We start from the raw sequence: 19,620 nt of genomic DNA on the forward strand, positions 1-19,620 counted from the left end.
CTTGGCACTTGAAGCTTTTTATTCCATCTCGATGATCACTTGCTCTTGCCACATCTGCGGCAGCTTCTTGGAAGTGGCCTCCCAGGCCTCGGCATTCTTGATCGGTTGGGCGGCGCTGTACTGCTCGTTCGGCAGCAGCTTGGCCTGCACCTCGGCCGGCAGCTTCAGGTGCTCGGCGCGAATCGGACGGGCGTGGCCGATGGCCAGGTTGGTCTGGCCGGCATCACTGAAAATGTACTCACGCGTCAACTTGGCCGCGTTGGGGTGCTTGGCGTACTTGTTGATGATAGTGGTATAGCCGGAGATCACTGATCCATCGGACGGGATCAGCACCTCGAAACGCTTGGGATCGATCTGCTCCCGGTAGCTCAGGCCGTTGAAGTCCCACACCACGCCGACTTCCACTTCACCCTTCTCTAGAGTCTGGATGGTCGGGTTGGCCAGCGACAGGCGCTTTTGCTGGGCGAGTTTGGTGAACAGTTGCAGGCCTGGCTGCAGGTTGCTCTCGTCGCCCTTGTAGGCGATGGCTGCGGCGAGCACGCCGTTGGCAGCCTGGGCGGCGGTGCCTACGTCGCCGATGGCGACCTTGTACTTGCCTTTTTCCAGGTCGTGCCAGGTTTTCGGGCGTTCGCTTTCCTTGACCAGGTCCTTGTTGATGATGAACGCGATGGTACCGGTATAGGCCAAGGCCCAGTGACCGTCCTTGTCCTTGGCCCACTCTGGAACTTGATCCCAAGTACTGGGTTTGTACGGTTGGGTCACACCTTTGGTGGCGGCGATGGGGCCGAAGGCGGCGCCCACGTCACCGATGTCGGCACTGGCATTGTCCTTCTCGGCATCGAACTTGGCGATCTCCTGGGCCGAGCTCATGTCCGTGTCGCTGTGCTTGAGCCCGTATTTGCTGGCAAGGTCCGCCCAGGTGCCTTTCCAGTTGGCCCAGGCATCGGGCATGCCCACGCTATTGACGGTGCCTTCCTTGCGGGCGGCCTCTTCCAGGGCCTTGAGATCGGTATCGGCGGCCATGGCCGAGGTGCACAGGGCGATGGCCGAGCCCAGCAGTGACGCCATGAAGAACTTTTTCATCCGAAGCTCCTTTGGTGGGGCCTTGCAGTGTTGTTGTAGGAAAACCGTTCGTTTGCGAACCTTTGGTCTAGGTCAGCAATCCTCGAGCCAAGGTAGGCCGGTTGCGTGACAGTTTGATGTACGAGCAGGCCAGCAACCCTGCGGTGCAGGCCCTGGCACTACAGCGTAGACCAGATCGCAGGCCTTTATTCGCAAGGCCTTGCTCGTTTCCTGGGCCAGCACTGGTAGTCTTTGTCACAGGATGTTCATCAGCCGTCCCTAGGCTTGCACTATTCTCCAATTGCCCAACATTGGGGCTGGACTAGTCCATACAGGTAACCTTGATGCACTCGACGCCACCGCGCGCGGTAACAGCCATCTGCCATGCCTTGCAGGAGCAGATCGAACACGGCCTGCTGGCGCCGGGCGGCAAGCTGCCGGCCGAACGCAAGCTCAGTGAGGTGTTCGACACCACGCGCATCACCCTGCGCGAGGCCTTGGTGCAACTGGAGGCCCAGGGGCTGATCTATCGCGAGGAGCGGCGGGGTTGGTTCGTGGCGCCGGAGCGGCTGACCTATGACTTGATCGAGCGCAGCCACTTCCATGCCATGGTCCGGGAGCAGGGGAGGGTGCCCAGTACCGAGCTGCTGTCGGCTCGGTTGCAACCGGCCTCGGCGGCAATCTGTGCGCGATTGCGTTTGCCGGCGTTGTCCAGCGTGGTACAGATCTGCCGCTTGCGTCGTATCGACGGTCGCGCGGTGCTGTATGCCGAGCATTACCTGAACCCCAGGTATTTTCCTGGGATCCTGGAGTTGGATCTCGGTCAGTCGCTGACCGAGATCTATGCCAGAGCCTATGGGATTGCTTATGGCCGAGTATGCTTCGAGATCCTGCCGACCGCGTTGCCGGCTCCGGCTGCCGCAGCCCTCAAGGTCTCGGCGGGTAGCCCGGGGTTGCATGTCACCCGGGTCAACAGCGACCAGCATGGGCATCTGATCGACTGTGACCTGGAATATTGGCGTCATGATGCGATATGCATTAGAGCGGACGCCGGTTGACGTTCATGGTTTCCATGCTGTTGCTGTTCTGGATGAGCGCCGTCAGTCCTGGCTCACCCGACCTCCATGCCGGGTCTGAAGCGCTTGGAGTTTGGAGGGATTACTGAGCGGCGGGTTTATGGCTGGCGACCAACGCTTTCAATCCGTTCAGCCCGGTTATGGCCGCGTCATATGCTTTTCGATAGACCGTTTCTCTGATCCAGTGATTCTCGAAGGCGGGATGGTTTTTTGAGCGAACGCAATATTCGAGGAAGCCCGAACGCCCTAATATGGGATCGATATGCTCGCGTTTTACGCTGAGTTTTCCAAATTCTGCGTCGATGGTCGCTTTGAGTCTATGGAGCAGCGCCTCAGTTGTTTCAATGTCCGCCGCCAGTTGTTGGATGAGGTCGTCCTTGGATATATTTTGGGATTTCAACAGCTCTTTCGTGCCCTTGTACATGGAGGAAAAGGGAACAGAAAGTGGAAGTGGCGCTTGGTCCGCAGCCTCAAGTACACCGTTTACCAGCTTGTTCGCAGTGACGTCGACTGCTTTCTCCCCGATCTTCTCCAGATTGATGTTCTCTTTTCTAAACACCTTGAGTTTGTGACTTATCCCACCTTTTGATTTTTTTTCCAGTCGCTTCGCCATATCGGTGTCCGGTACTGCATGAAATTCCGGAAGTGCTTTTTCCGCCGCTTTTTTAGCGACGTAGGCGCCTGCGAATGTTCCAACAACAGGTACAACGGAACCCAGTACACCCCCTCCTATACCTGCGAGTACACCTATGCCCTCCCGGACAGTTCCTCCTGCTACGTACAACGCTGCACTGCCTCGTTTGCTCTGCAAAAATGCCTCTACCTCCATCCGGGTATTTTGTATTTCTTGAGGGGCCGCCTCGAGCGCGGCATATTCGTAATAGACCCCCTTGGAGGACAGTCCCATCCCATCTTCCAATGTCGCCGGATTGTTGCGCACCATTCGATAGAGATTTATCCCGTCTATCGCAACGGCCGGATCCGCGCTCAGCCATCGTCCGCTCCAGGGTTGATAATAGCGGTAGCCGTAGTAGCACAGCCCTGTGGCATCGCGTTCTTTGCCCGAATAGCGCACGGTCTTGTAATCGGCTTCGACTTGGCTTCGGGCAGTCCAGACGGCCGTCCCCCCGAAAGGGTAATACTCTTCCTGACTGATGATCTGACCGTTGTCGTCCAACTCAAGACTGATGCTGTCGATGGCATTGCCATAGCTGTAGCGCACCGAGTCGTTGCTCATACCGGTTGGTACACCGGTTTCCCAGTGCAGTAGCCGCGCATTGACGCTGGTTGTTTGATCGAGGATGACGTGAAGCGCTTCTTTGAGGGAGTTTCCATTGGAACGGGTGCGCAGTTCCAAACCTGGTAAATAGAGCACCCGTTGAGTGCTGGTGTGTTGTGTATGGTTTTTCGCTATGCGTTGGTTCTTTGCGTCGTAGCGGTAGGTTTCCTGAAGCGCTGTCTCGGCGTTTTGCGTAAGCCATACCACCTCGGCCAGCTCCCCGCGTGAGGTCCAACGCAAGGGTTGACCGGGTTGGAGTTGCAACTGATTGCCCGAAGCGTCGAACAGAGAGTCGACCGTCGCGGGGTCTTCAGTGAAGTTGTGCGCGACGGCCCGGTTGGTACGGTCAGATACCGTCATGCTGAGGGTGTAGTTGCCCTGGGAAGCCGGTGAGCGATGGCATATACGGATCAAGTTGCCCCCGCAATCATAGTGGTAGCTGCGGGTGTAGTTGGTAAATGCACCGTCATTGGCGGGCAGTGGGATCGTGGGAGAGGGGGGCTTGGAATGTTGTCGCGCAATATTGGCCATTTCACGACCGCTGGCGACGACCAACTGATACAGGCTGTCATAACGGTAGCGGTTTATCGGTACGATTTTCTGGTTGCGCCAGAATCGCGTTGCTTCGGCGTCGTTGCGTACGCTGAGGACATTGCCGACGGGATCGTATTCGTACCGTAGATCCTGAAAAACTTTCGGTTCTTGTCGCGCGCCGCCAAGGCGTTCGGTCTTGCAGTGCATAAGGCGCAGGGTCGCAGGTTCGTAGGCGTAGGTAGTGACGACGCCATTACCCTGCTCTTCACGCAATTTATGCCCGGCGGCTGAGTACGCCACGAATTTCAAGACAACCTTTACCTTCCCGTCTTTAAGTATCAGGTAGCTGCTGGTGAGCTGGCCTGCCACGTCGTACGTCTGGGCTCGGATATGGCCGAAAGCATCGCATTGGCTGACTTGGGTCCCGGTAGCATCGGCACGACACGAAGTGGCAAAGGTGCCAGCTGTCATCGATTCATCCCAGGCGGACTCATCCTGCCCTTGCCAATCCGCCTCCAGATCCTCCGCCAGCAGTCTACGCATGGATGACAGCACCACCCCCGTCAATCCGACGCTATTCACTTCGGTGCAGCCGGCGGTGTCATAGTGTCGTACGCATTGGCCTGCAAGGTTTTGCCCCTTGACCGCTTCCGTATCGCTACCCCAGAACAGGCGTTCTATGACGCGTGTCTCTTCTGCGCTGGTCTGTTCGCTGATGCTCAAAAGTCTTCCTGCGAGGGAGGATTCTTCATAGGCCCAGCGGCGAATGACCCCCATGGCGCTGATTCGCAGCAGCGCGCGCCCCTGGGCATCGCTCAATGCCAGCGTGGTACCTGCATCGACACTCTCGGTACACAACGCCTCGCCAGTCAGTGATGGGTGGATGCTGTAGTTGGGCTTGAGGTTGGCGTCAATGCCGTCGCGCGAATGCAGGCGAGGATCGATGCTCTGAACGAGCTGTCCTCGTGCGTTGAATGTATGGCGGATGATACGTTCATCGAGCGTCGAGGGCGTGTCTGGGTGGCGATGGTAACCAATCTCACGTATGCCGAGCCCCCGGTTGTCTCGTACAGTGACGGTCGGCGTGCCTTTATGCAGCGAAAAATCCATGGTTTTGCTTCTTTAATCATGTTGGCGTTTCCCACATCGGTGGGTGGTTTACGATTCAGCATGATCAGAGGTTTATGTGCCAACAAGGCGAACAATGCTTAGTGGTGGCCAGGAAAAAGTACTGCACTTCACAGTTTTTTCCTGGTTGTATCTATGTGGCGGGAGATTCGCCAGTGCTGCCTCCACCCGCCGTCACGACCTGCACCGACAACCGTGGCGTCGCCAGATCCAGCCCTGCTTCATCGAGCTGGCGCTTCAAGGCCAGGTTGAACGCCCGCGACACCTCCCATTGCTTGATGGGCGCCGTCTTGAACCGCGCCCGCAAGATGGCCGACCCTGATTCGAAGCTCTCTACCCCCTGCAGCTCCAACGGGGACCAAATGTTGCGCCGCATCAGCGGGTCGTTGCGCAGCTTTTGCCCGACCTCGCGAATCAAGGTGATTGCCTGGTCGATCGCCATGCTGTGGGGAATGGCCACCCGGAAAATCGCATAACCGAATTCTCGCGAGTAGTTCTTGATGCTCTTGATCTCGCTGAACGGAATCGTATGCACGATGCCGTCGATGTCCCGCAGTCGCACGGTGCGGATGGTCAGGCCCTCGACCGTGCCCAGGTGGCCCCCCACATCCACGTAGTCGTCGATGGCCAAGGAGTCCTCGATGATGATGAACAGGCCGGTGATCAGATCGGCTACCAGCGACTGGGCGCCGAAACCGATCGCCAGGCCGATGACACCGGCACCGGCGAGCAGTGGGGTGACGTTCATGCCCATGTTGGCCAGGGCGACGATCACCGCGATGATGAAGATCGCCACGAACATGACGTTGCGGATCAGCGGCATCATGGTTTGTGCGCGGGCGTTGGCCATGCCCCGGCGTGAGCGCACCAGGGCGTGATGCACGGCTGTGTCGGCCAGGATCCATACCAGCCAGGCGGCGATCATGGTTCCGGCCAGGCCTACCAGGCGCATGCTCACGTCATGGCCATCGCCCTCGGCGAAGTTGATCATCGACAGGCCCCAGACCCGCAGGCCAAGTTCGATGAACACCAACCAGATGAACAGGTGTACCAGGGCGTAGCCGAAGTTGCGCAGGCGCTCGGCGTATACCTCCTGGCGGCGGTTGGCGCGCTTGGGATTGGCCGCATGACGGCGCACCAGGCCGTTGAGCACCATGCATACCACCACCAGCACGGTGCACATCAGCGATTGGCGCAGGGCCGTGCTGGTGTCACCGGCCGAGACGAACGTGGCGAACAGCGAGACAGCCACCAGGATCAGCGCGGGTACGAACCAGAAGCTGCCGAGGATCTCGATGGTGTCACTCAGGGTTCGTCGTGTCAGGCGGCGGGACAACGGCTGGTTGCGAATCAAGTGAGCGATGGGGCGGCGAAAACGCAGGATGAACAGGCCGGTGCACACCGCCGCCACCACATTGGCCAGGGTCGCGAGGGCATGGGCCAGGTGGCTGCCCAGGGCGGTCGTCATGCGCGGGTCGCTCATTGCCTCGCCAAACGCGGCGAAGCTGCCGATCAGCCACAGCGGGCGGAACGCCTGATGGCGCAGGATGTACAGGGCGCGATGGCGATGCGGGCCGTCGAGCAGTGAGAAGGCGATCACGCAGATCGCCGAGAACAGGGTGCCGACCACCAAGGCGTAGGCCAGGACCATGGCCAGTGATTTGCCCAGGGAAGAGGGTAGGGCGAAGCTCAGGTAGACCGTGAACACCAGTGCCACCATCCAGGGCCCAAGCTTGCGCAAGGCAAAGCGGACCAGGTCCCAGGTGCGTGGGTGTTGGGGCAGCTCTTCGGTCAGGCCGAAGCGCAGGCGCACGCGATGGCCGATCCAGTTGAAGGCATACGCCAGCAGGCTCCAGACCGCGATGATCGCAGCGAAGCCGAACAGGATCGCCGGCCATTGATGCACGGGAACGATCAGGGCCGCTAGCTCCTGCTGGGCCTGGTCGATTTCCAGGGACCAGCGCCGGAATGGGCTGGCGTCGCCGCTGAATTGCTTTTCCAGGTCGTGCAACGCGCCGCCGATCAGCCCGAGCACGCCCTGTTCGACGGTCGGTTGCGACTGTTTGGTGGCATCGCGCAGTTTTTTCAGGTCGGCCAGCAGCTTGGCGCGTTGTTGGTCGTTTTCCAGGTTCTTGATCACCTCATCGAGCGACTTGCCCAAAGGCTCGGTCGCCTCCGGCTGCGCTGGCGCACTCGATCCGAGCAGGCTTGGCAGACCCGCCGCCTGGACCGGGGTGATGAACATGAACAACAGCAGGAACAGGCAACGCAGGAGTGCAGGCACCGGGAAATCTACCTCAGGTCAAACGATTGACCGAGTGTAGAGGTTTATGAGGGCAGTTGCTCCAGGATCTTCCAGCAAGTGAGACCGAAGATACCCAGGGTTCCGATCCACATCATCAGTACGCCGATATTGCGTTCGCGCAGGCTGAAACCGATGGTCAGCAGCAGCAGGAACAGGAAGACCGGCAGGAACAGCGACAGGAACGTCATGGACAGGAATCCTTCTGAAAGATAGGGCCATGCTTTAAGCATAGCGGCTCGGGGCGCAGGCGAGATTGATCAGGGACAGGCATCGAGCCTGTCGACAGACTATCGGTGGGTGTTGGCGACGCCGGGGCTGGGCCGCAGAGCGGCCCTTGGCCCACTCAGGGCAGTTCGCGGCTACGGTAGAACGCGGTGAGCACCTTCACCAGGTGCGCCAGGTCATGGCTGCCGCATAGCTCGCGGATCGAGTGCATGGCGAAGGTCGGCAGGCCGATGTCCACCGTGCGCACGCCCAGGTGGCTGGCGGCGATCGGGCCGATGGTCGAGCCGCAACCCATGTCGCTGCGTACCACGAAGCTCTGTACCGGTACTTCCTCGGCCATGCACAGATGGCGGAAGAAGCCCGCGGTTTCGCTGTTGGTGGCGTAGCGCTGGTTGTTGTTGACCTTGATCACGGGGCCCGCATTGAGCTTGGGCCCATGGTTGCCGTCGTGCTTGTCGGCATAGTTGGGGTGCACGCCGTGGGCGTTGTCGGCCGAGACCATCAGCGAGCGCTGGATGGTGCGCACGTAGTCGTCGCCATCGGGCAGCAGGCGCTGCAGGGTCTGTTCGAGCATCGGGCCGTCGGCGCCGCAGGCTGAGCAGGAACCGACTTCCTCGTGGTCGTTGCACACCAGCACGCAGGTTTCGTCGCTGTCCGCCGCCAGCAGGGCCTGCAGACCGGCGTAGCAGGAAAGCAGGTTGTCCAGGCGGGCAGCGGCGATGAAGTCGCCATTGAGGCCGATCAGCGCGGCATCCTGGGTGTCGTAGAAGCTCAGCTCGTAATCCAGCACCACGTCGGCATTGAGGTCGTGTTCGCGGGCCAGTTGCTCGGTGAGCAGGGCGCGGAAGTCCACGCGCTCGTCACCGGCCACCTGGGCCAGGATGGGGGGCAGTTCGAGCTGAGGGTTGATCGCCCAACCTTCGTTGGCGGTGCGGTTGAGGTGGATCGCCAGGTTCGGGATCACCGCGATCGGCAGCTTGAAGTCCACCAGCTGGCTCTCGACCTTGCCGTCGCGACGGAAGGTGACCCGGCCGGCCAACGACAGGTCGCGGTCGAACCAGGGCGCGAGCAGCGCGCCGCCGTAGACCTCGACGCCCAGTTGCAGGAAGCCGTGGCGTTGCAGTTCAGGCTGTGGCTTGACCCGCAGGCACGGACTGTCGGTATGGGCGCCGACCATGCGGATACCGCCGAGCAATGGCGATTGCTTGCCCAGCTTGATGGCGATGATCGAGGAGTCGTTGCGGGTCACGTAATAGCGGCCACCCGGCACCGTGGCCCAGCTGTCGCGCTCGTCCAGGCGCTGATAGCCGGCGGCCTCCAGACGTTGGGCGAGGCTCGCGGTGGCATGGAAAGGCGTCGGGGAGGCCTTGAGGAAATCGATCAGGCCGGCATTCAGGGAATCGCGCATAACTCACTCCGGTTCGAGCTTCAAGCTTTAAGCTGCAAGCTTCAAGCAAGAGCGGCAGTTGGGGCAAGTTCCACGCCATCCGCTTTGGCTATTTCTTGCAATTTGTCGCTTGAAGCTTGTAGCTCAAAAAGGTGCCGGGCACTCGAACTTCAACCGCTCGCCCGTCACCGGGTGGGTGAAGCTCAACATGCTCGCATGCAGGCACAGTCGATCGTGGGCGGCCAGGGCTTGAGGGTTGGCATACAGGCGATCGCCCAGCAGTGGGTGGCCGATCGACAGCATGTGCACGCGCAATTGGTGCGAGCGCCCGGTGATTGGGGTCAGCTCTACCCGGCAGTATTCGCCACAGCGCTCAAGGATGCGCCAGAAGGTCAGGGCATGCTTGCCCTGTTCGTGGTCCACCACATGGCGGGGTTTGGTCGGTGGGTCGTAGCGCAGGGGAAGGTCGATGCTGCCGCTGTCCAGCGCCGGTTGCCCCCAGCACAACGCGGTGTAGGCCTTTTCGGTCTCGCGGTCATGGAACTGGCGCGAAAGCTCGCGGTGGCTGTCGGCATCGCGGGCCAGCAGGATGATGCCGGAAGTTTCCCAGTCCAGCCGATGAACGATCAGCGCATCAGGATAGCCGTTCTGCTGCAGACGGGTGATCAGGCAGTCCTTGTTGTCCTCGGCGCGACCTGGCACCGACAGCAACAGTGTCGGCTTGTTGACCACCAGGATGGCAGCGTCTTCATGGAGGATCTGGACGTTCGACAGCGGCATTGCAAAGTCTCTTTGGAAAGCACTGTGGGAGCGGCTTGTCCAATGCTTGCGTCAGCCTGGGCTGGCACGATCATCGGACAAGCCGCTCCCACAGGGGCGACCCGAAATAGCTGGATCAGCGATCGGGCAGGGTGATGTTCAGCTCCAGGATCGAGCAGCTACCCTGGTTCTCAAGCTCGATATGCACGTCGTCGCTGCCGATATTCACGTACTTGCGGATCACTTCCAGCAGCTCTTTCTGCAAGGCTGGGAGATAGTCCGGCTCGCTACGCTGGCCGCGTTCGTGCGCCACGATGATCTGTAGACGCTCTTTCGCTACCGACGCGCTGCTTTGTTTCTGTCTGCCACGAAAGAAGTCAAAAAGGTTCATGGTTTATTTGCCTCCAAACAGGCGCGCGAAGAATCCTTGCTTCTGCACATCGATGAACCGCAGTGGCTTCTCTTTGCCCAGCAGGCGGTCGACAGTGTCGCTGTATGCCTGACCGGCATCGCTCTGGTCGTCCAGGATCACTGGAATACCTTGGTTGGAGGCCTTGAGCACGGCCTGGGATTCAGGAATCACCCCCTTGAGCTTGATCGCCAGGATCTCTTCGACGTCGGCGATGCTGAGCATTTCGCCCTTTTCGACGCGCTCAGGGTGGTAACGGGTGATCAGCAGGTGTTCCTTGATCGGCTCCTCGCCGTTCTCGGAGCGGCGCGACTTGCTCGACAGGATGCCCAGCATACGGTCGGAGTCACGAACCGAGGAGACTTCCGGGTTGGTCACCACGATGGCCTCGTCGGCGAAGTACATCGCCAAGTGAGCGCCCTTCTCGATGCCGGCCGGGGAGTCGCAGATAACGAAGTCGAAGGATTCCTTGAGCTCCATCAGGACCTTCTCGACGCCTTCCTGGGTCAGGGCGTCCTTGTCGCGGGTCTGGCTGGCGGCCAGCACGAACAGGTTTTCCAGTCGCTTGTCCTTGATCAGGGCCTGCTGCAGGTTGGCTTCGCCGTTGACCACGTTGACGAAGTCATACACCACGCGGCGCTCGCAGCCCATGATCAGGTCGAGGTTACGCAGGCCCACGTCGAAGTCGACGATGACAGTCTTGTAGCCACGCAGTGCGAGGCCGGTACCGATAGCGGCGCTGGTGGTGGTCTTGCCCACCCCCCCCTTGCCGGAAGTAACCACGAGAATCTTGGCCAAGGTGTTTCACCCCTAAATAAACGGGACGCGTGTCCCTGCAAATACAAAAAACGGCAACGGGAAAAAGTTGCGCTAAAAATGCCGGCAAGTATCCGTTAAAGACGGGTGATGTTCAACACATCGCCGGACAGGCTGATCTGCACGCCAGCCCCCCACAGCGGGTCGCGGCGCAGGTCTTCGCACACCTTGTACTGACCGGCGATGGAGACCATCTCCGCTGTCATCTGCTGGCAGAAGATACGGGCCCGGGTGTTGCCCTTGATACCGGCCAGTGCGCGACCGCGCATGGCGCCGTACACATGGATGTTGCCATCGGCGAGAAGTTCCGCGCCGGGGCTGACCGAGGCGGTCACGATCAGATCGCCGCCCTGGGCGTAGATCTGCTGGCCGCCGCGGACCGGCGTCGTGATGATGCGGGTGGGGCGCACTTCAGGTTCAGCCGGAGGTGGTGGCGGAGCTGGCGCGGGTTCGGGTTTCTTCACCTCAGGCTCCGGTTCCAGTGGCCGCTCACGCGCACCGGAGGGCGGCAACACGGGCAGGTCGATGGCGATCGCCGCGGCGATGTCCTCGATCCGACTGGCCCGCACGGCCAGGGTGCGCAGGCCATGGTGCCGGCAGACGCGCATGAGGCCGGGCAGGTCGATCGTCCCGCTGTCGGCCGGCAGCTTGTCCAGGGCCAACACCAAGGGGGTATTGCTGAAAAAATTGGGGGCCTGGGCCACTTTCGCCGCCAGTTGCCGGTCGAGGGCTTCGAGGTCGTTGCGCGCCAGCTCCAGCACAGTGATGGCAAGCATGCTGCCCTTGAGCTGGAAGACGGGTGCGGTATCGGAGGTCGGGTTGAGGCTCATGGTCTGCATAGACGGCTTGTTGCGAAAAAAGTGCCCTGACTTATAACGATAAGACCCGTTGGCCGCAACCGCAGGCGAACCGATGTAGAATGGCCACCTTTGTCTTGCCGGAAGCTTCAATGGAACGCCCGCGTTTTTGTCCGTATTTTCTTCACCCACGATTTTGGGGCCTTTGGTTGGGCCTTGGCCTGCTGTGGCTGGTAGCCCAGTTGCCATACCGTGCCCTGCTGGCCTTGGGCCGTGCCTTGGGCGCGCTGATGTATCGGGTCGCCGGTGAGCGCCGGCGTATTGCCGCGCGCAATCTGGAGCTGTGTTTCCCGGAGCTGTCGCGCGACGAACGGCAACATCTGCTCAAGGAAAACTTCGCTTCGACCGGCATCGCCTTCTTCGAGATGGCCATGAGCTGGTGGTGGCCCAAGCCGCGCTTGGCCCGTCTGGCCCATATCGAAGGCCTGGAGCACCTGCAGGCCGCCCAGCGCGAGGGGCAGGGTGCCATCCTGATGGCCGTGCATTTCACCACCCTGGAGATCGGCGCTGCCTTGCTGGGCCAGGCTCATACGATTGACGGCATGTACCGTGAGCACGGCAACCCGCTGTTCGACTACATCCAGCGCCGTGGCCGCGAGCGCCACAACCTCGATTCGCTGGCGGTGGAGCGCGACGATGTGCGCGGCATGCTCAAGCTGCTGCGCGGCGGCCGCGCCATCTGGTACGCCCCGGACCAGGACTACGGCGCCAAGCAGAGCATCTTCGTGCCGTTGTTCGGCATTCAGGCCGCGACCGTCACGGCGACCACCAAGTTCGCCCGCCTGGGCAAGGCCCGGGTAATCCCCTTCACCCAGAAGCGCCTGGAAGACGGCAGCGGTTATCGTTTGGTCGTTCACCCTCCGCTGGAGGATTTCCCTGGCGAGACCGAAGAGGCCGACTGCCTGCGTATCAACCAGTGGGTCGAAGGTGTGCTGCGGGAGTGCCCGGAGCAGTACCTGTGGGCCCACCGGCGCTTCAAGTCGCGTCCGCCGGGAGAACCGCGGCTTTATGACAAGAAAAAACGCTGATCGCGGGTGACAACGATGGCGCCACTCCCCACCACAGGCCTGATCCTCTCCGGCGGCGGCGCTCGTGCCGCCTATCAGGTGGGTGTGCTGGCCGGTATCGCCGAGTTGCTGCCGCCGGGCGCGGCCAATCCGTTCCCGGTGATCGTGGGGACCTCGGCGGGCGCCATCAACGCTGTCACCCTGGCCAGTGGTGCCACGCGCTTCACCGAGGCGGTGCAGCGGCTGACGACCTTCTGGCAGAACTTTCGCAGCCACCTTGTGCTGCGCAGCGACTGGCCCGGTGTCATCCGCCAGGCCAGCCGCTTCGTCAGCCACAATTTGTTGGGGATCGGCGGTCAGGTCCCGGTGGCGCTGCTCGACAGCAGCCCCTTGCGGGGTCTGCTGCAATCACATCTGGATCTCGATGGAATCGGCCACTCCCTGGCTGCCGAGCAACTCAGGGCGGTGGCCATCACTGCCTTCGGCTATGAGTCGGGCCAGGCGGTGACGTTCTATCAGGGGCGCGGCACTATCGAGCCCTGGTTGCGCCATCGGCGCATCGGCGTCCCGACGTCCCTGACCATCGAGCACCTGCTGGCGAGCTCGGCGATCCCGTTGCTGTTCGCCCCGGTCAAGCTCGACGAGGAATACTTCGGCGATGGCGCGGTGCGCCAGTCGGCGCCGATCAGCCCAGCGCTGCACCTGGGCGCCAGCCGGGTGCTGGTGGTAGGGGTCAGCGGCAACCCGCAGCGGCCTTCGGCACCGATGCCGAACCAACGGGTATTCAGTGGGCAGCAGCCCAGCCTTGCGCAAATCGGGGCGCACATGCTCAACAGCACGTTCATCGACAGCCTCGAGGATGACATCGAGCTGCTCCAGCGCCTGAACCACCTCAGCCACCTGCTGCCGGCACACCTGAATGCCCGGCGTCTGGGCCTGGCGCCCATCGATGTGTTGGTGGTAGCGCCCAGTCAGCCGCTGGACGAGATCGCAGCGCGTCATCGCCGCGAACTGCCGGCGGCACTGCGCTTGTTCCTGCGCGGGCCGGGGGCGACCCGTACCAGTGGCGCGGGGGTATTGAGCTATTTGTTGTTCGAGGCCAGCTATTGCAGTGAGCTGATCGAGCTGGGGCGCAAGGATGCCCTGGCCAAGCGGCGGGAGCTGTGTCAATTCCTGGGGTTGAATACCCCTTGATGCTGCTGAGGGCCGCGCCCTCGATTCGCGAGTAAAACCGCGCCCACAGGCTTCTCGTGCGTGGGCGCGGGTTTGCCCGCGAAGGGGGTGAAGGACTTACTCGGCGATTTGCAGCTTGCGTGCCTGGGTGTACACGTAGCGCACCTTTTCGTACTCGAACGGTGAGTTCAGTTGCCCGTAGCGGAAGTTGGTGGTGTAGCGTTTGTCCACTGCCCGCAGCACGGTGATTTCCGGGTGATCGCTGCTGGCATCGGCAACATTGAGGAAGTTCGCCTCGCGTTCGCCCACATAGTCCACCACCAGCCCGGTGGTGTCGCGCAGGTTCGACGGCCCCAGAACCGGCAGCATGATGTAGGGCCCGTCGGGCACCCCATAGAACCCCAGGGTCTGGCCGAAGTCTTCACTCTGGCGCGGCAGGCCCATCGTGGTCGCCGGATCCCACAGTCCGCCCACGCCTATGAGGGTGTTGAACATCAGGCGTGCGGTGATCTCGGCCGAGCGCTTGGCCTTGAGCTGCAACAGGCTGTTGAACAGGTTGGGCACATCGCCCAGGTTGTTGAAGAAGTTGCTTACCCCGGTGCGTACGAAGCGTGGGGTGACGTAGCGGTAACCCTCGACCACTGGCAGCATCACCCACTGGTCGAAGCGGTAGTTGAAGTGATAGATGCGCCGGTTCATCGACTCCAGCGGGTCATAGACGTTCAGCGCGGTGAGGGTGGAGCGTTCGAACTCGCGCTGGTCGAGCCCGGGGTTGAATTTGAGTTCGCGCAGCGGGTCGAGGAAACCGTCGGACTCCACCGTCGGGGAGTCGGCCTTGTCGACTTCGACCACGCTGGCGCGGGGCGCTGTCTCGGCTGCCAGGGCGTTGCCGGCGACGAGCAGGGCGGTGACGAGCAGCAATTTGTTAACCACGGAAGAACTCCAGCATCGCATCGCTGTTGACGCGGTAGTTGAGGTTGCCGCAATGGCCGCCATGAGGGTAGAGCGTCAGGCGATCACCGAACACCCTGCGCAGGAAACCGATATCGCCAGGGCCGAGGATGACGTCGTCGGCATTGTGCATCACGGCGATCTTGGGGCTGTCCCGCAGGTAGTCTGCCAGTGCGTAGAGACTCACCTGGTCGATCAGTTGCAGTACGCTGCCGCCATCGGTGCGGGCTCGCCACATGGGGATCACCTGCTCGGTGATGTAGCACTCGAAATCGCACTGCAGTGCACGCTTGAAGAACGGCGTGAGGCTGCTGCCTTCGGTGATCGGGAACTTCGGCGGAATGATCAGGCCACGGCGGTTGACCAGGTCGGAGGTGAAGGCGATGTCGGCCGCCGAGAAGCGGAACGAGGTGCCGATCAGCATGGCCATCTGCTCGTTGGACAAGTGCTGGCGCGACTTCTGGAAGTCGTAGAGCAACGCCTCGTTGAGGTCGATGTAGCCCTTCTGCTGGAAGTACAGGGTGAGCTTTTCCAGCATCAGCTCATAGAACGTGGTGCTGTGATCGATGCCCTTGACCCGGGTCTGCACCAGCTTGTCCAGGTTGCTGACCGAGGTATAGAGGTTGACCGGTGGGTTGAGCAGCAGCACGCGCTTGAAGTTGAAGCTGCGCCGGGTCTCGTCCAGGTGGCTGACGAAGGCTGCGTCGAGGGCACCGAGGCTATACCCGGTGAGGTAGAACTCGCTCACCGGCAGGCGCGGGTGTTGGGCGCGCACGGCTTGCATGACGCGATACAGATCCTCGGCATCGTCCTTGCTCACGCCCGGCGTGGCAAAGCGCGAGGCAGCGCTCATGAAGTCCCAACTGGTGGGCGAGGACAGTTGCACCACATGGAAGCCCGCCTGGTAGAAGAGCTTCTTGAGGTATTCGTTGATGCTGCTGGAATAGGGCGCGCCGGTGCCGGCGATGAGAAAGATCAGCGGAGCCTCGTGATCCTGGCGGGCCAGACGGTACTTGAGCTTGCGCACTGGCCAGAAGTTGTCCGGCAAGGTGAAGGCTCGCTCCGGACGCAGGTTGAGGCTGTAGTCGGATTGGCTGATGTCCTCGTCGTTGGGCAGCGTGGGGCGCTGCTCTGGCGGCGTGGTGGCGATGGTGGCCTCGAACGGATTGGTCAGCGGATAGCCATAGCTCGCGGCGTCGATATCCCGCGCCGAGGCGGCTGTGGCCAGGAGCAGGCCGCAGAGCGAGGCGACGAGGCACAAGGGTCGTAGCATGGGATCCCCCAAGAAAGTACGTAAGGCAAATCGCTACCTAGGACCATGATAAGCAGGCCAAAGTTGCCTGCCGCAGTGTTCTCTGTCGTGCCAGATGTTGCCGCGACAGTCTACAGCGCGGCAAACGGTCATCCTTGGAACATAGCCACCGTGGCGGATTTTGCCTTGCAAGGTGGGCAAGGGCGTTTATGCTGGCGTTCATTTTCAACCCGTTGGAGTTCCCATGGCCCGCTCGCTGCCCATCGCCCTGTTGCTGCTGTTGCTGTCGGCATGGCTGGCTGCCAGCTATGGGGTGCGTTATGGGCTGATGGAGGATGCCCGCTGGGTCGGGCTGTGCAGCGCGGCGCAGGGGTACTGGCAATGCCAGGCCCGCGCGTGGCTGGGATTGGGCATCCATCATCAGGTGCTGGCCTGGGGCGCGCTGGGTATTTCGCTGCTGGCGCAGTGGGTGCCGGGGCGGGGCGGGTGGGGGTTGGCTGTGCTGGGGCTGTTGTTCGGGATTCCGGCTTTGGTGCTGTATACCGCGAGCATTGCGGTATTCGCGGTGGTGCTGGCGGGGTTGAGGTTGGTTCGACAGCCTGCGAATTAGCCAACAGCCGGGAGACCCTGCTTGTGGGTAAACCCGCTCACCGTGGGACTTGCGGGCGCGGGTTTACCCGTGAAGGCACCTCTTTTTTAGTTTTTGCGCAGACTGCGCCACAACGCTGCGACCATCGCCGCGCTGACAACCGTCCAGCCCCACGCCTGGATATTGTTCACCCCTTCGATGAACAACTGCGGCGCGATCCCGGCTCCGACAATGAACGCCAGCAACGCGATCTCGGCCCTGGGCGCCGCCACGGGGCGCGCGAGGTAGACAGCTGCCGGCAGCACCAGCGCCGCCGTGGGGAAACTGCGATAACGCGGGTCGAACACCATCGCCAGCATGCTCACCGCCGCCGCGAAACCCGCCGCCAGCAGCCACCATCGGGCATGACGTTCCAGCCAGGCGAACAGACGTTCGCGCCAGCCGCCGCGTGCGGCCAGTGCCAGCGCACCATGGGCCAGCACCACCAGGTTGAGCCCGGCCAGCAATCCTGACCACACCCATTCCCCGGTGAAACGCGCGTTCGTGCGCATCAGTTCGCCCCACAACCCCAGGCTCGCGGCACCCAGCGCGGCCAGCAGCGGCAGCAGCGTGGCCGCGTGCCGATTCCCAGGTCGTCCAGCCAACAGCAAGGTAGCAGCAAACAGCAGGACACCTGCCAGCCACCACTGCGGCCAGTACGGCAGATTGCTTACCGGCCCTTCGAGCACGCCTTTGTCCTGGCGGTCGGCGTCGTACAGCCCCCAGTAACCGCCAACCGCCCCCTCGCTGGCGCGCTTCCAGGGCTGGTCGAAGGCTTCGATCAGGTTGTAGCGCCAGCCATTGGCTTCGGCCAAGGCAACGAAACCACGGATGAAGCGCGCTTCGTTGGCTCGGCTCGGTGTGGCGGTTTCGCGCTGGCGCCCTTCGCTGGGCCAGCCGGTCTCGCCGATGAGAATGTCCTTGGGAGCAAAGCGTGCGCCGAACTGTCGGCGTACATCGGCCACATGGGCCAAGGCGTCGTCGATGCCGCGGGGGGCGTCTTCCCAGTAGGGCAGCAGGTGAATGGTGAGAAAATCCACCTCCGGTGCTATCTCGGGGTGCTGCAACCAGAACTCCCAGACATCGGCATAGGTCACCGGTACTTTCACCTGGCTTTTGACCCGAGCGATCAAGCCAGCCAGGCGTTCGCCGGTCACCTCCTTGCGCAGCAACGCCTCGTTGCCCACGATCACGGCGCTGACTACATCTGGATTGGCGTTGGCCGAGGCGATCAGCGCGTCGACTTCCTTGTCGGTATCCACCGGGTTGGCATTGACCCAGGCGCCAAGCATCACCTTCAGCCCATGTTTGCGCGCCAGGGCGGGAATCGCCTCAAGACCGGTCATCGAGTAGGTGCGTATGCACTCAAATCGCTCGGCCAGCAGCGCAAGGTCTGCGTCCATGCGGGCCGGGCGCAAGCGGAAGGGTTGGTCGAACGGCGACTGGTCCTTGTCGAACGGTGTGTAGGACGCGCACTGCAATTTGTGCGTCGGGCTGGCCACATCGGGTAGGTGCACCGGCTTGCCAAGCCCGTACCAGAACGCCCCGAGCCCGACCAGGGCGAGCAGGCAGGCAAACAGGTAGTGGGGCAGAAGGCGTGTGCTGCTGGGCATCGGGCGGTCCGTCGTCAGGCGCAAAAGTCTAGATGATAGCCGCAAACGCTCTAGATCAAGCATTCACCATGCAAGGATCACGCAGGGCGCAGGATTGGACGGTGATTGATGGCGATTTGCTGTCGTTTATCGGTCGGTAAAGGTCGTGCTCAGAGCAGGTCGGCTATGGTCTGAGGATGATGATGCAGCTTCCGAGACCTGACGAGGGGATGCTTTGATGGCTACGTTTACAAGAATGCGACGTTTCCTGGGTGTGGGGACAGCCCTGGTTTTGGCCATGAGCGCTGCACAGGCAATGGCCAAAGAAGTGAGCATAGGTTACGTGGATGGTTGGTCCGACAGTGTGGCAACCACCTATGTGGCCGCTGAAGTGATCAAGCAGAAACTCGGTTATGACGTGGACCTCAAGCCCGTCGCCACCGGCATCATGTGGCAGGGTGTGGCCACCGGTAAGCTCGACGCCATGCTGTCGGCCTGGCTGCCGGTCACCCACGGGGAATACTGGGGCAAGAACAAGGACAAGGTGGTCGACTACGGCCCCAACTTCAGGGATGCCAAGATCGGCCTGATCGTGCCGGAGTACGTCAAGGCTGCCAGCATTGCCGACCTCAAGACCGATGAAAGCTTCAAGCACAAGATCGTTGGCATCGACGCCGGTTCCGGCGTGATGCTCAAGACCGACCAGGCCATCAAGGACTACGCCCTGGACGGTTACAAACTGCAAGCCAGCTCCGGCGCGGCGATGACCGCTGAACTGGGCCGCGCCTACGCCAAGCAGCAGTCCATCGCCGTGACCGGCTGGGTGCCGCACTGGATGTTCGCCAAGTGGAAACTCAAGTTCCTTGAAGATCCAAAAGGTGTGTACGGCGCCGCCGAAACCGTCAACAGCATCGGCAGCAAGGAACTGGCGACCAAGGCGCCGGAAGTGGCCGAGTTCCTGAAGAACTTCCACTGGCAGTCCAAGGATGAAATCGGCGAAGTCATGCTGGCCATCCAGGAAGGTGCCAAACCTGATGCCGCGGCCAAGGATTGGGTTGCCAAGCACCCAGAGCGCGTGAAGGAGTGGACCGGCAAGTAATCAGCTTCCGTAGTCGACTCTGCTGTTTTCGCGGGTAAACCCGCTTCCACAGGTATTGCACAGGCCTGTGGGAGCGGGTTT

17 protein-coding genes are annotated in these 19,620 nt (G+C 61.6%); 5 read left to right on the plus strand and 12 right to left on the minus strand.

The features are described 5' to 3' along the window. Positions 1–18 precede the first annotated feature (18 nt). On the minus strand, positions 19–1,083 hold the full coding sequence (locus tag ABOA88_RS11640) for an ABC transporter substrate-binding protein (protein ID WP_090343631.1): 1,065 nt from the start codon (positions 1,081–1,083) through the stop codon (positions 19–21). Positions 1,084–1,406: 323 nt separating this feature from the next. On the opposite strand from ABOA88_RS11640, the gene ABOA88_RS11645 reads away from it, so the two are divergent. After that, positions 1,407–2,120, plus strand: coding sequence for a UTRA domain-containing protein (locus ABOA88_RS11645; RefSeq protein WP_367851117.1), 714 nt, complete (start codon positions 1,407–1,409; stop codon positions 2,118–2,120). Between the two features lie 100 nt (positions 2,121–2,220). Here ABOA88_RS11645 and ABOA88_RS11650 read toward each other — a convergent pair whose 3' ends face one another. The 8 genes from ABOA88_RS11650 to minC form a co-directional block, all read right to left on the minus strand. Next, on the minus strand, positions 2,221–5,061 hold the full coding sequence (locus tag ABOA88_RS11650) for an RHS repeat domain-containing protein (protein ID WP_367851118.1): 2,841 nt from the start codon (positions 5,059–5,061) through the stop codon (positions 2,221–2,223). Between the two features lie 151 nt (positions 5,062–5,212). Then, positions 5,213–7,363, minus strand: a complete 2,151-nt coding sequence (locus tag ABOA88_RS11655; RefSeq protein WP_196169547.1) for a mechanosensitive ion channel family protein — start codon at positions 7,361–7,363, stop codon at positions 5,213–5,215. A gap of 44 nt (positions 7,364–7,407) precedes the next feature. After that, complete coding sequence (locus ABOA88_RS11660) at positions 7,408–7,572, minus strand: hypothetical protein (RefSeq protein ID WP_167358066.1); 165 nt, start codon at positions 7,570–7,572, stop codon at positions 7,408–7,410. A gap of 155 nt (positions 7,573–7,727) precedes the next feature. After that, entirely contained in the window at positions 7,728–9,017 is a 1,290-nt protein-coding gene (locus ABOA88_RS11665) for a M18 family aminopeptidase (protein ID WP_043206652.1), read from the minus strand. A 123-nt stretch (positions 9,018–9,140) separates the two neighbouring features. Further along, on the minus strand, positions 9,141–9,776 hold the full coding sequence (locus tag ABOA88_RS11670; protein ID WP_196169546.1) for an RluA family pseudouridine synthase: 636 nt from the start codon (positions 9,774–9,776) through the stop codon (positions 9,141–9,143). Between the two features lie 115 nt (positions 9,777–9,891). Next, on the minus strand, positions 9,892–10,146 hold the full coding sequence (gene minE, locus ABOA88_RS11675) for a cell division topological specificity factor MinE (RefSeq protein WP_043206650.1): 255 nt from the start codon (positions 10,144–10,146) through the stop codon (positions 9,892–9,894). 3 nt (positions 10,147–10,149) lie between these two features. After that, positions 10,150–10,962, minus strand: a complete 813-nt coding sequence (gene minD, locus ABOA88_RS11680) for a septum site-determining protein MinD (RefSeq protein WP_043206649.1) — start codon at positions 10,960–10,962, stop codon at positions 10,150–10,152. A 95-nt stretch (positions 10,963–11,057) separates the two neighbouring features. Next, positions 11,058–11,819 (minus strand): septum site-determining protein MinC, encoded by a 762-nt coding sequence (minC, locus tag ABOA88_RS11685; protein ID WP_196169545.1) that lies wholly within the window; start codon positions 11,817–11,819, stop codon positions 11,058–11,060. A gap of 110 nt (positions 11,820–11,929) precedes the next feature. On the opposite strand from minC, the gene ABOA88_RS11690 reads away from it, so the two are divergent. Continuing rightward, on the plus strand, positions 11,930–12,865 hold the full coding sequence (locus tag ABOA88_RS11690) for a lipid A biosynthesis lauroyl acyltransferase (protein ID WP_367851119.1): 936 nt from the start codon (positions 11,930–11,932) through the stop codon (positions 12,863–12,865). A gap of 15 nt (positions 12,866–12,880) precedes the next feature. Continuing rightward, positions 12,881–14,038 carry a patatin-like phospholipase family protein gene (locus tag ABOA88_RS11695; RefSeq protein WP_196169544.1) on the plus strand — a complete coding sequence of 386 codons (1,158 nt, stop codon included), beginning with the start codon at positions 12,881–12,883 and terminating at the stop codon, positions 14,036–14,038. Positions 14,039–14,134: 96 nt separating this feature from the next. Here the strand turns inward: ABOA88_RS11695 and ABOA88_RS11700 are convergent, their stop codons facing one another. Further along, positions 14,135–14,869, minus strand: coding sequence for an MlaA family lipoprotein (locus ABOA88_RS11700; protein ID WP_437437080.1), 735 nt, complete (start codon positions 14,867–14,869; stop codon positions 14,135–14,137). 73 nt (positions 14,870–14,942) lie between these two features. After that, on the minus strand, positions 14,943–16,241 hold the full coding sequence (locus tag ABOA88_RS11705) for a serine/threonine protein kinase (RefSeq protein ID WP_196169542.1): 1,299 nt from the start codon (positions 16,239–16,241) through the stop codon (positions 14,943–14,945). Between the two features lie 223 nt (positions 16,242–16,464). Here ABOA88_RS11705 and ABOA88_RS11710 point away from each other — a divergent pair, with 223 nt between their 5' ends. Continuing rightward, the gene (locus ABOA88_RS11710) at positions 16,465–16,830 is read left to right on the plus strand and encodes a hypothetical protein (protein ID WP_196169541.1); all 366 of its coding nucleotides are present in this window, start codon (positions 16,465–16,467) and stop codon (positions 16,828–16,830) included. Positions 16,831–16,916: 86 nt separating this feature from the next. Here ABOA88_RS11710 and ABOA88_RS11715 read toward each other — a convergent pair whose 3' ends face one another. Further along, entirely contained in the window at positions 16,917–18,461 is a 1,545-nt protein-coding gene (locus ABOA88_RS11715; protein ID WP_367851120.1) for a glycoside hydrolase family 17 protein, read from the minus strand. A gap of 217 nt (positions 18,462–18,678) precedes the next feature. On the opposite strand from ABOA88_RS11715, the gene ABOA88_RS11720 reads away from it, so the two are divergent. Then, complete coding sequence (locus ABOA88_RS11720) at positions 18,679–19,539, plus strand: glycine betaine ABC transporter substrate-binding protein (protein ID WP_196169539.1); 861 nt, start codon at positions 18,679–18,681, stop codon at positions 19,537–19,539. Positions 19,540–19,620 lie beyond the last annotated feature (81 nt).

Source organism: Pseudomonas sp. PKS, assembly GCF_051913525.1.
GTDB lineage: Bacteria > Pseudomonadota > Gammaproteobacteria > Pseudomonadales > Pseudomonadaceae > Aquipseudomonas > Aquipseudomonas guariconensis_D.

Bases quoted from the DNA above. Each gene is read 5' to 3' on its own strand.
- ABOA88_RS11640 (WP_090343631.1), bottom strand. From the start codon at position 1,083: ATGAAAAAGTTCTTCATGGCGTCACTGCTGGGCTCGGCCATCGCCCTG.
- ABOA88_RS11645 (WP_367851117.1), top strand. From the start codon at position 1,407: ATGCACTCGACGCCACCGCGCGCGGTAACAGCCATCTGCCATGCCTTG.
- ABOA88_RS11650 (WP_367851118.1), bottom strand. From the start codon at position 5,061: ATGGATTTTTCGCTGCATAAAGGCACGCCGACCGTCACTGTACGAGAC.
- ABOA88_RS11660 (WP_167358066.1), bottom strand. From the start codon at position 7,572: ATGACGTTCCTGTCGCTGTTCCTGCCGGTCTTCCTGTTCCTGCTGCTG.
- ABOA88_RS11665 (WP_043206652.1), bottom strand. From the start codon at position 9,017: ATGCGCGATTCCCTGAATGCCGGCCTGATCGATTTCCTCAAGGCCTCC.
- ABOA88_RS11670 (WP_196169546.1), bottom strand. From the start codon at position 9,776: ATGCCGCTGTCGAACGTCCAGATCCTCCATGAAGACGCTGCCATCCTG.
- minE (WP_043206650.1), bottom strand. From the start codon at position 10,146: ATGAACCTTTTTGACTTCTTTCGTGGCAGACAGAAACAAAGCAGCGCG.
- minC (WP_196169545.1), bottom strand. From the start codon at position 11,819: ATGCAGACCATGAGCCTCAACCCGACCTCCGATACCGCACCCGTCTTC.
- ABOA88_RS11690 (WP_367851119.1), top strand. From the start codon at position 11,930: ATGGAACGCCCGCGTTTTTGTCCGTATTTTCTTCACCCACGATTTTGG.
- ABOA88_RS11695 (WP_196169544.1), top strand. From the start codon at position 12,881: ATGGCGCCACTCCCCACCACAGGCCTGATCCTCTCCGGCGGCGGCGCT.
- ABOA88_RS11705 (WP_196169542.1), bottom strand. From the start codon at position 16,241: ATGCTACGACCCTTGTGCCTCGTCGCCTCGCTCTGCGGCCTGCTCCTG.
- ABOA88_RS11710 (WP_196169541.1), top strand. From the start codon at position 16,465: ATGGCCCGCTCGCTGCCCATCGCCCTGTTGCTGCTGTTGCTGTCGGCA.
- ABOA88_RS11715 (WP_367851120.1), bottom strand. From the start codon at position 18,461: ATGCCCAGCAGCACACGCCTTCTGCCCCACTACCTGTTTGCCTGCCTG.
- ABOA88_RS11720 (WP_196169539.1), top strand. From the start codon at position 18,679: ATGGCTACGTTTACAAGAATGCGACGTTTCCTGGGTGTGGGGACAGCC.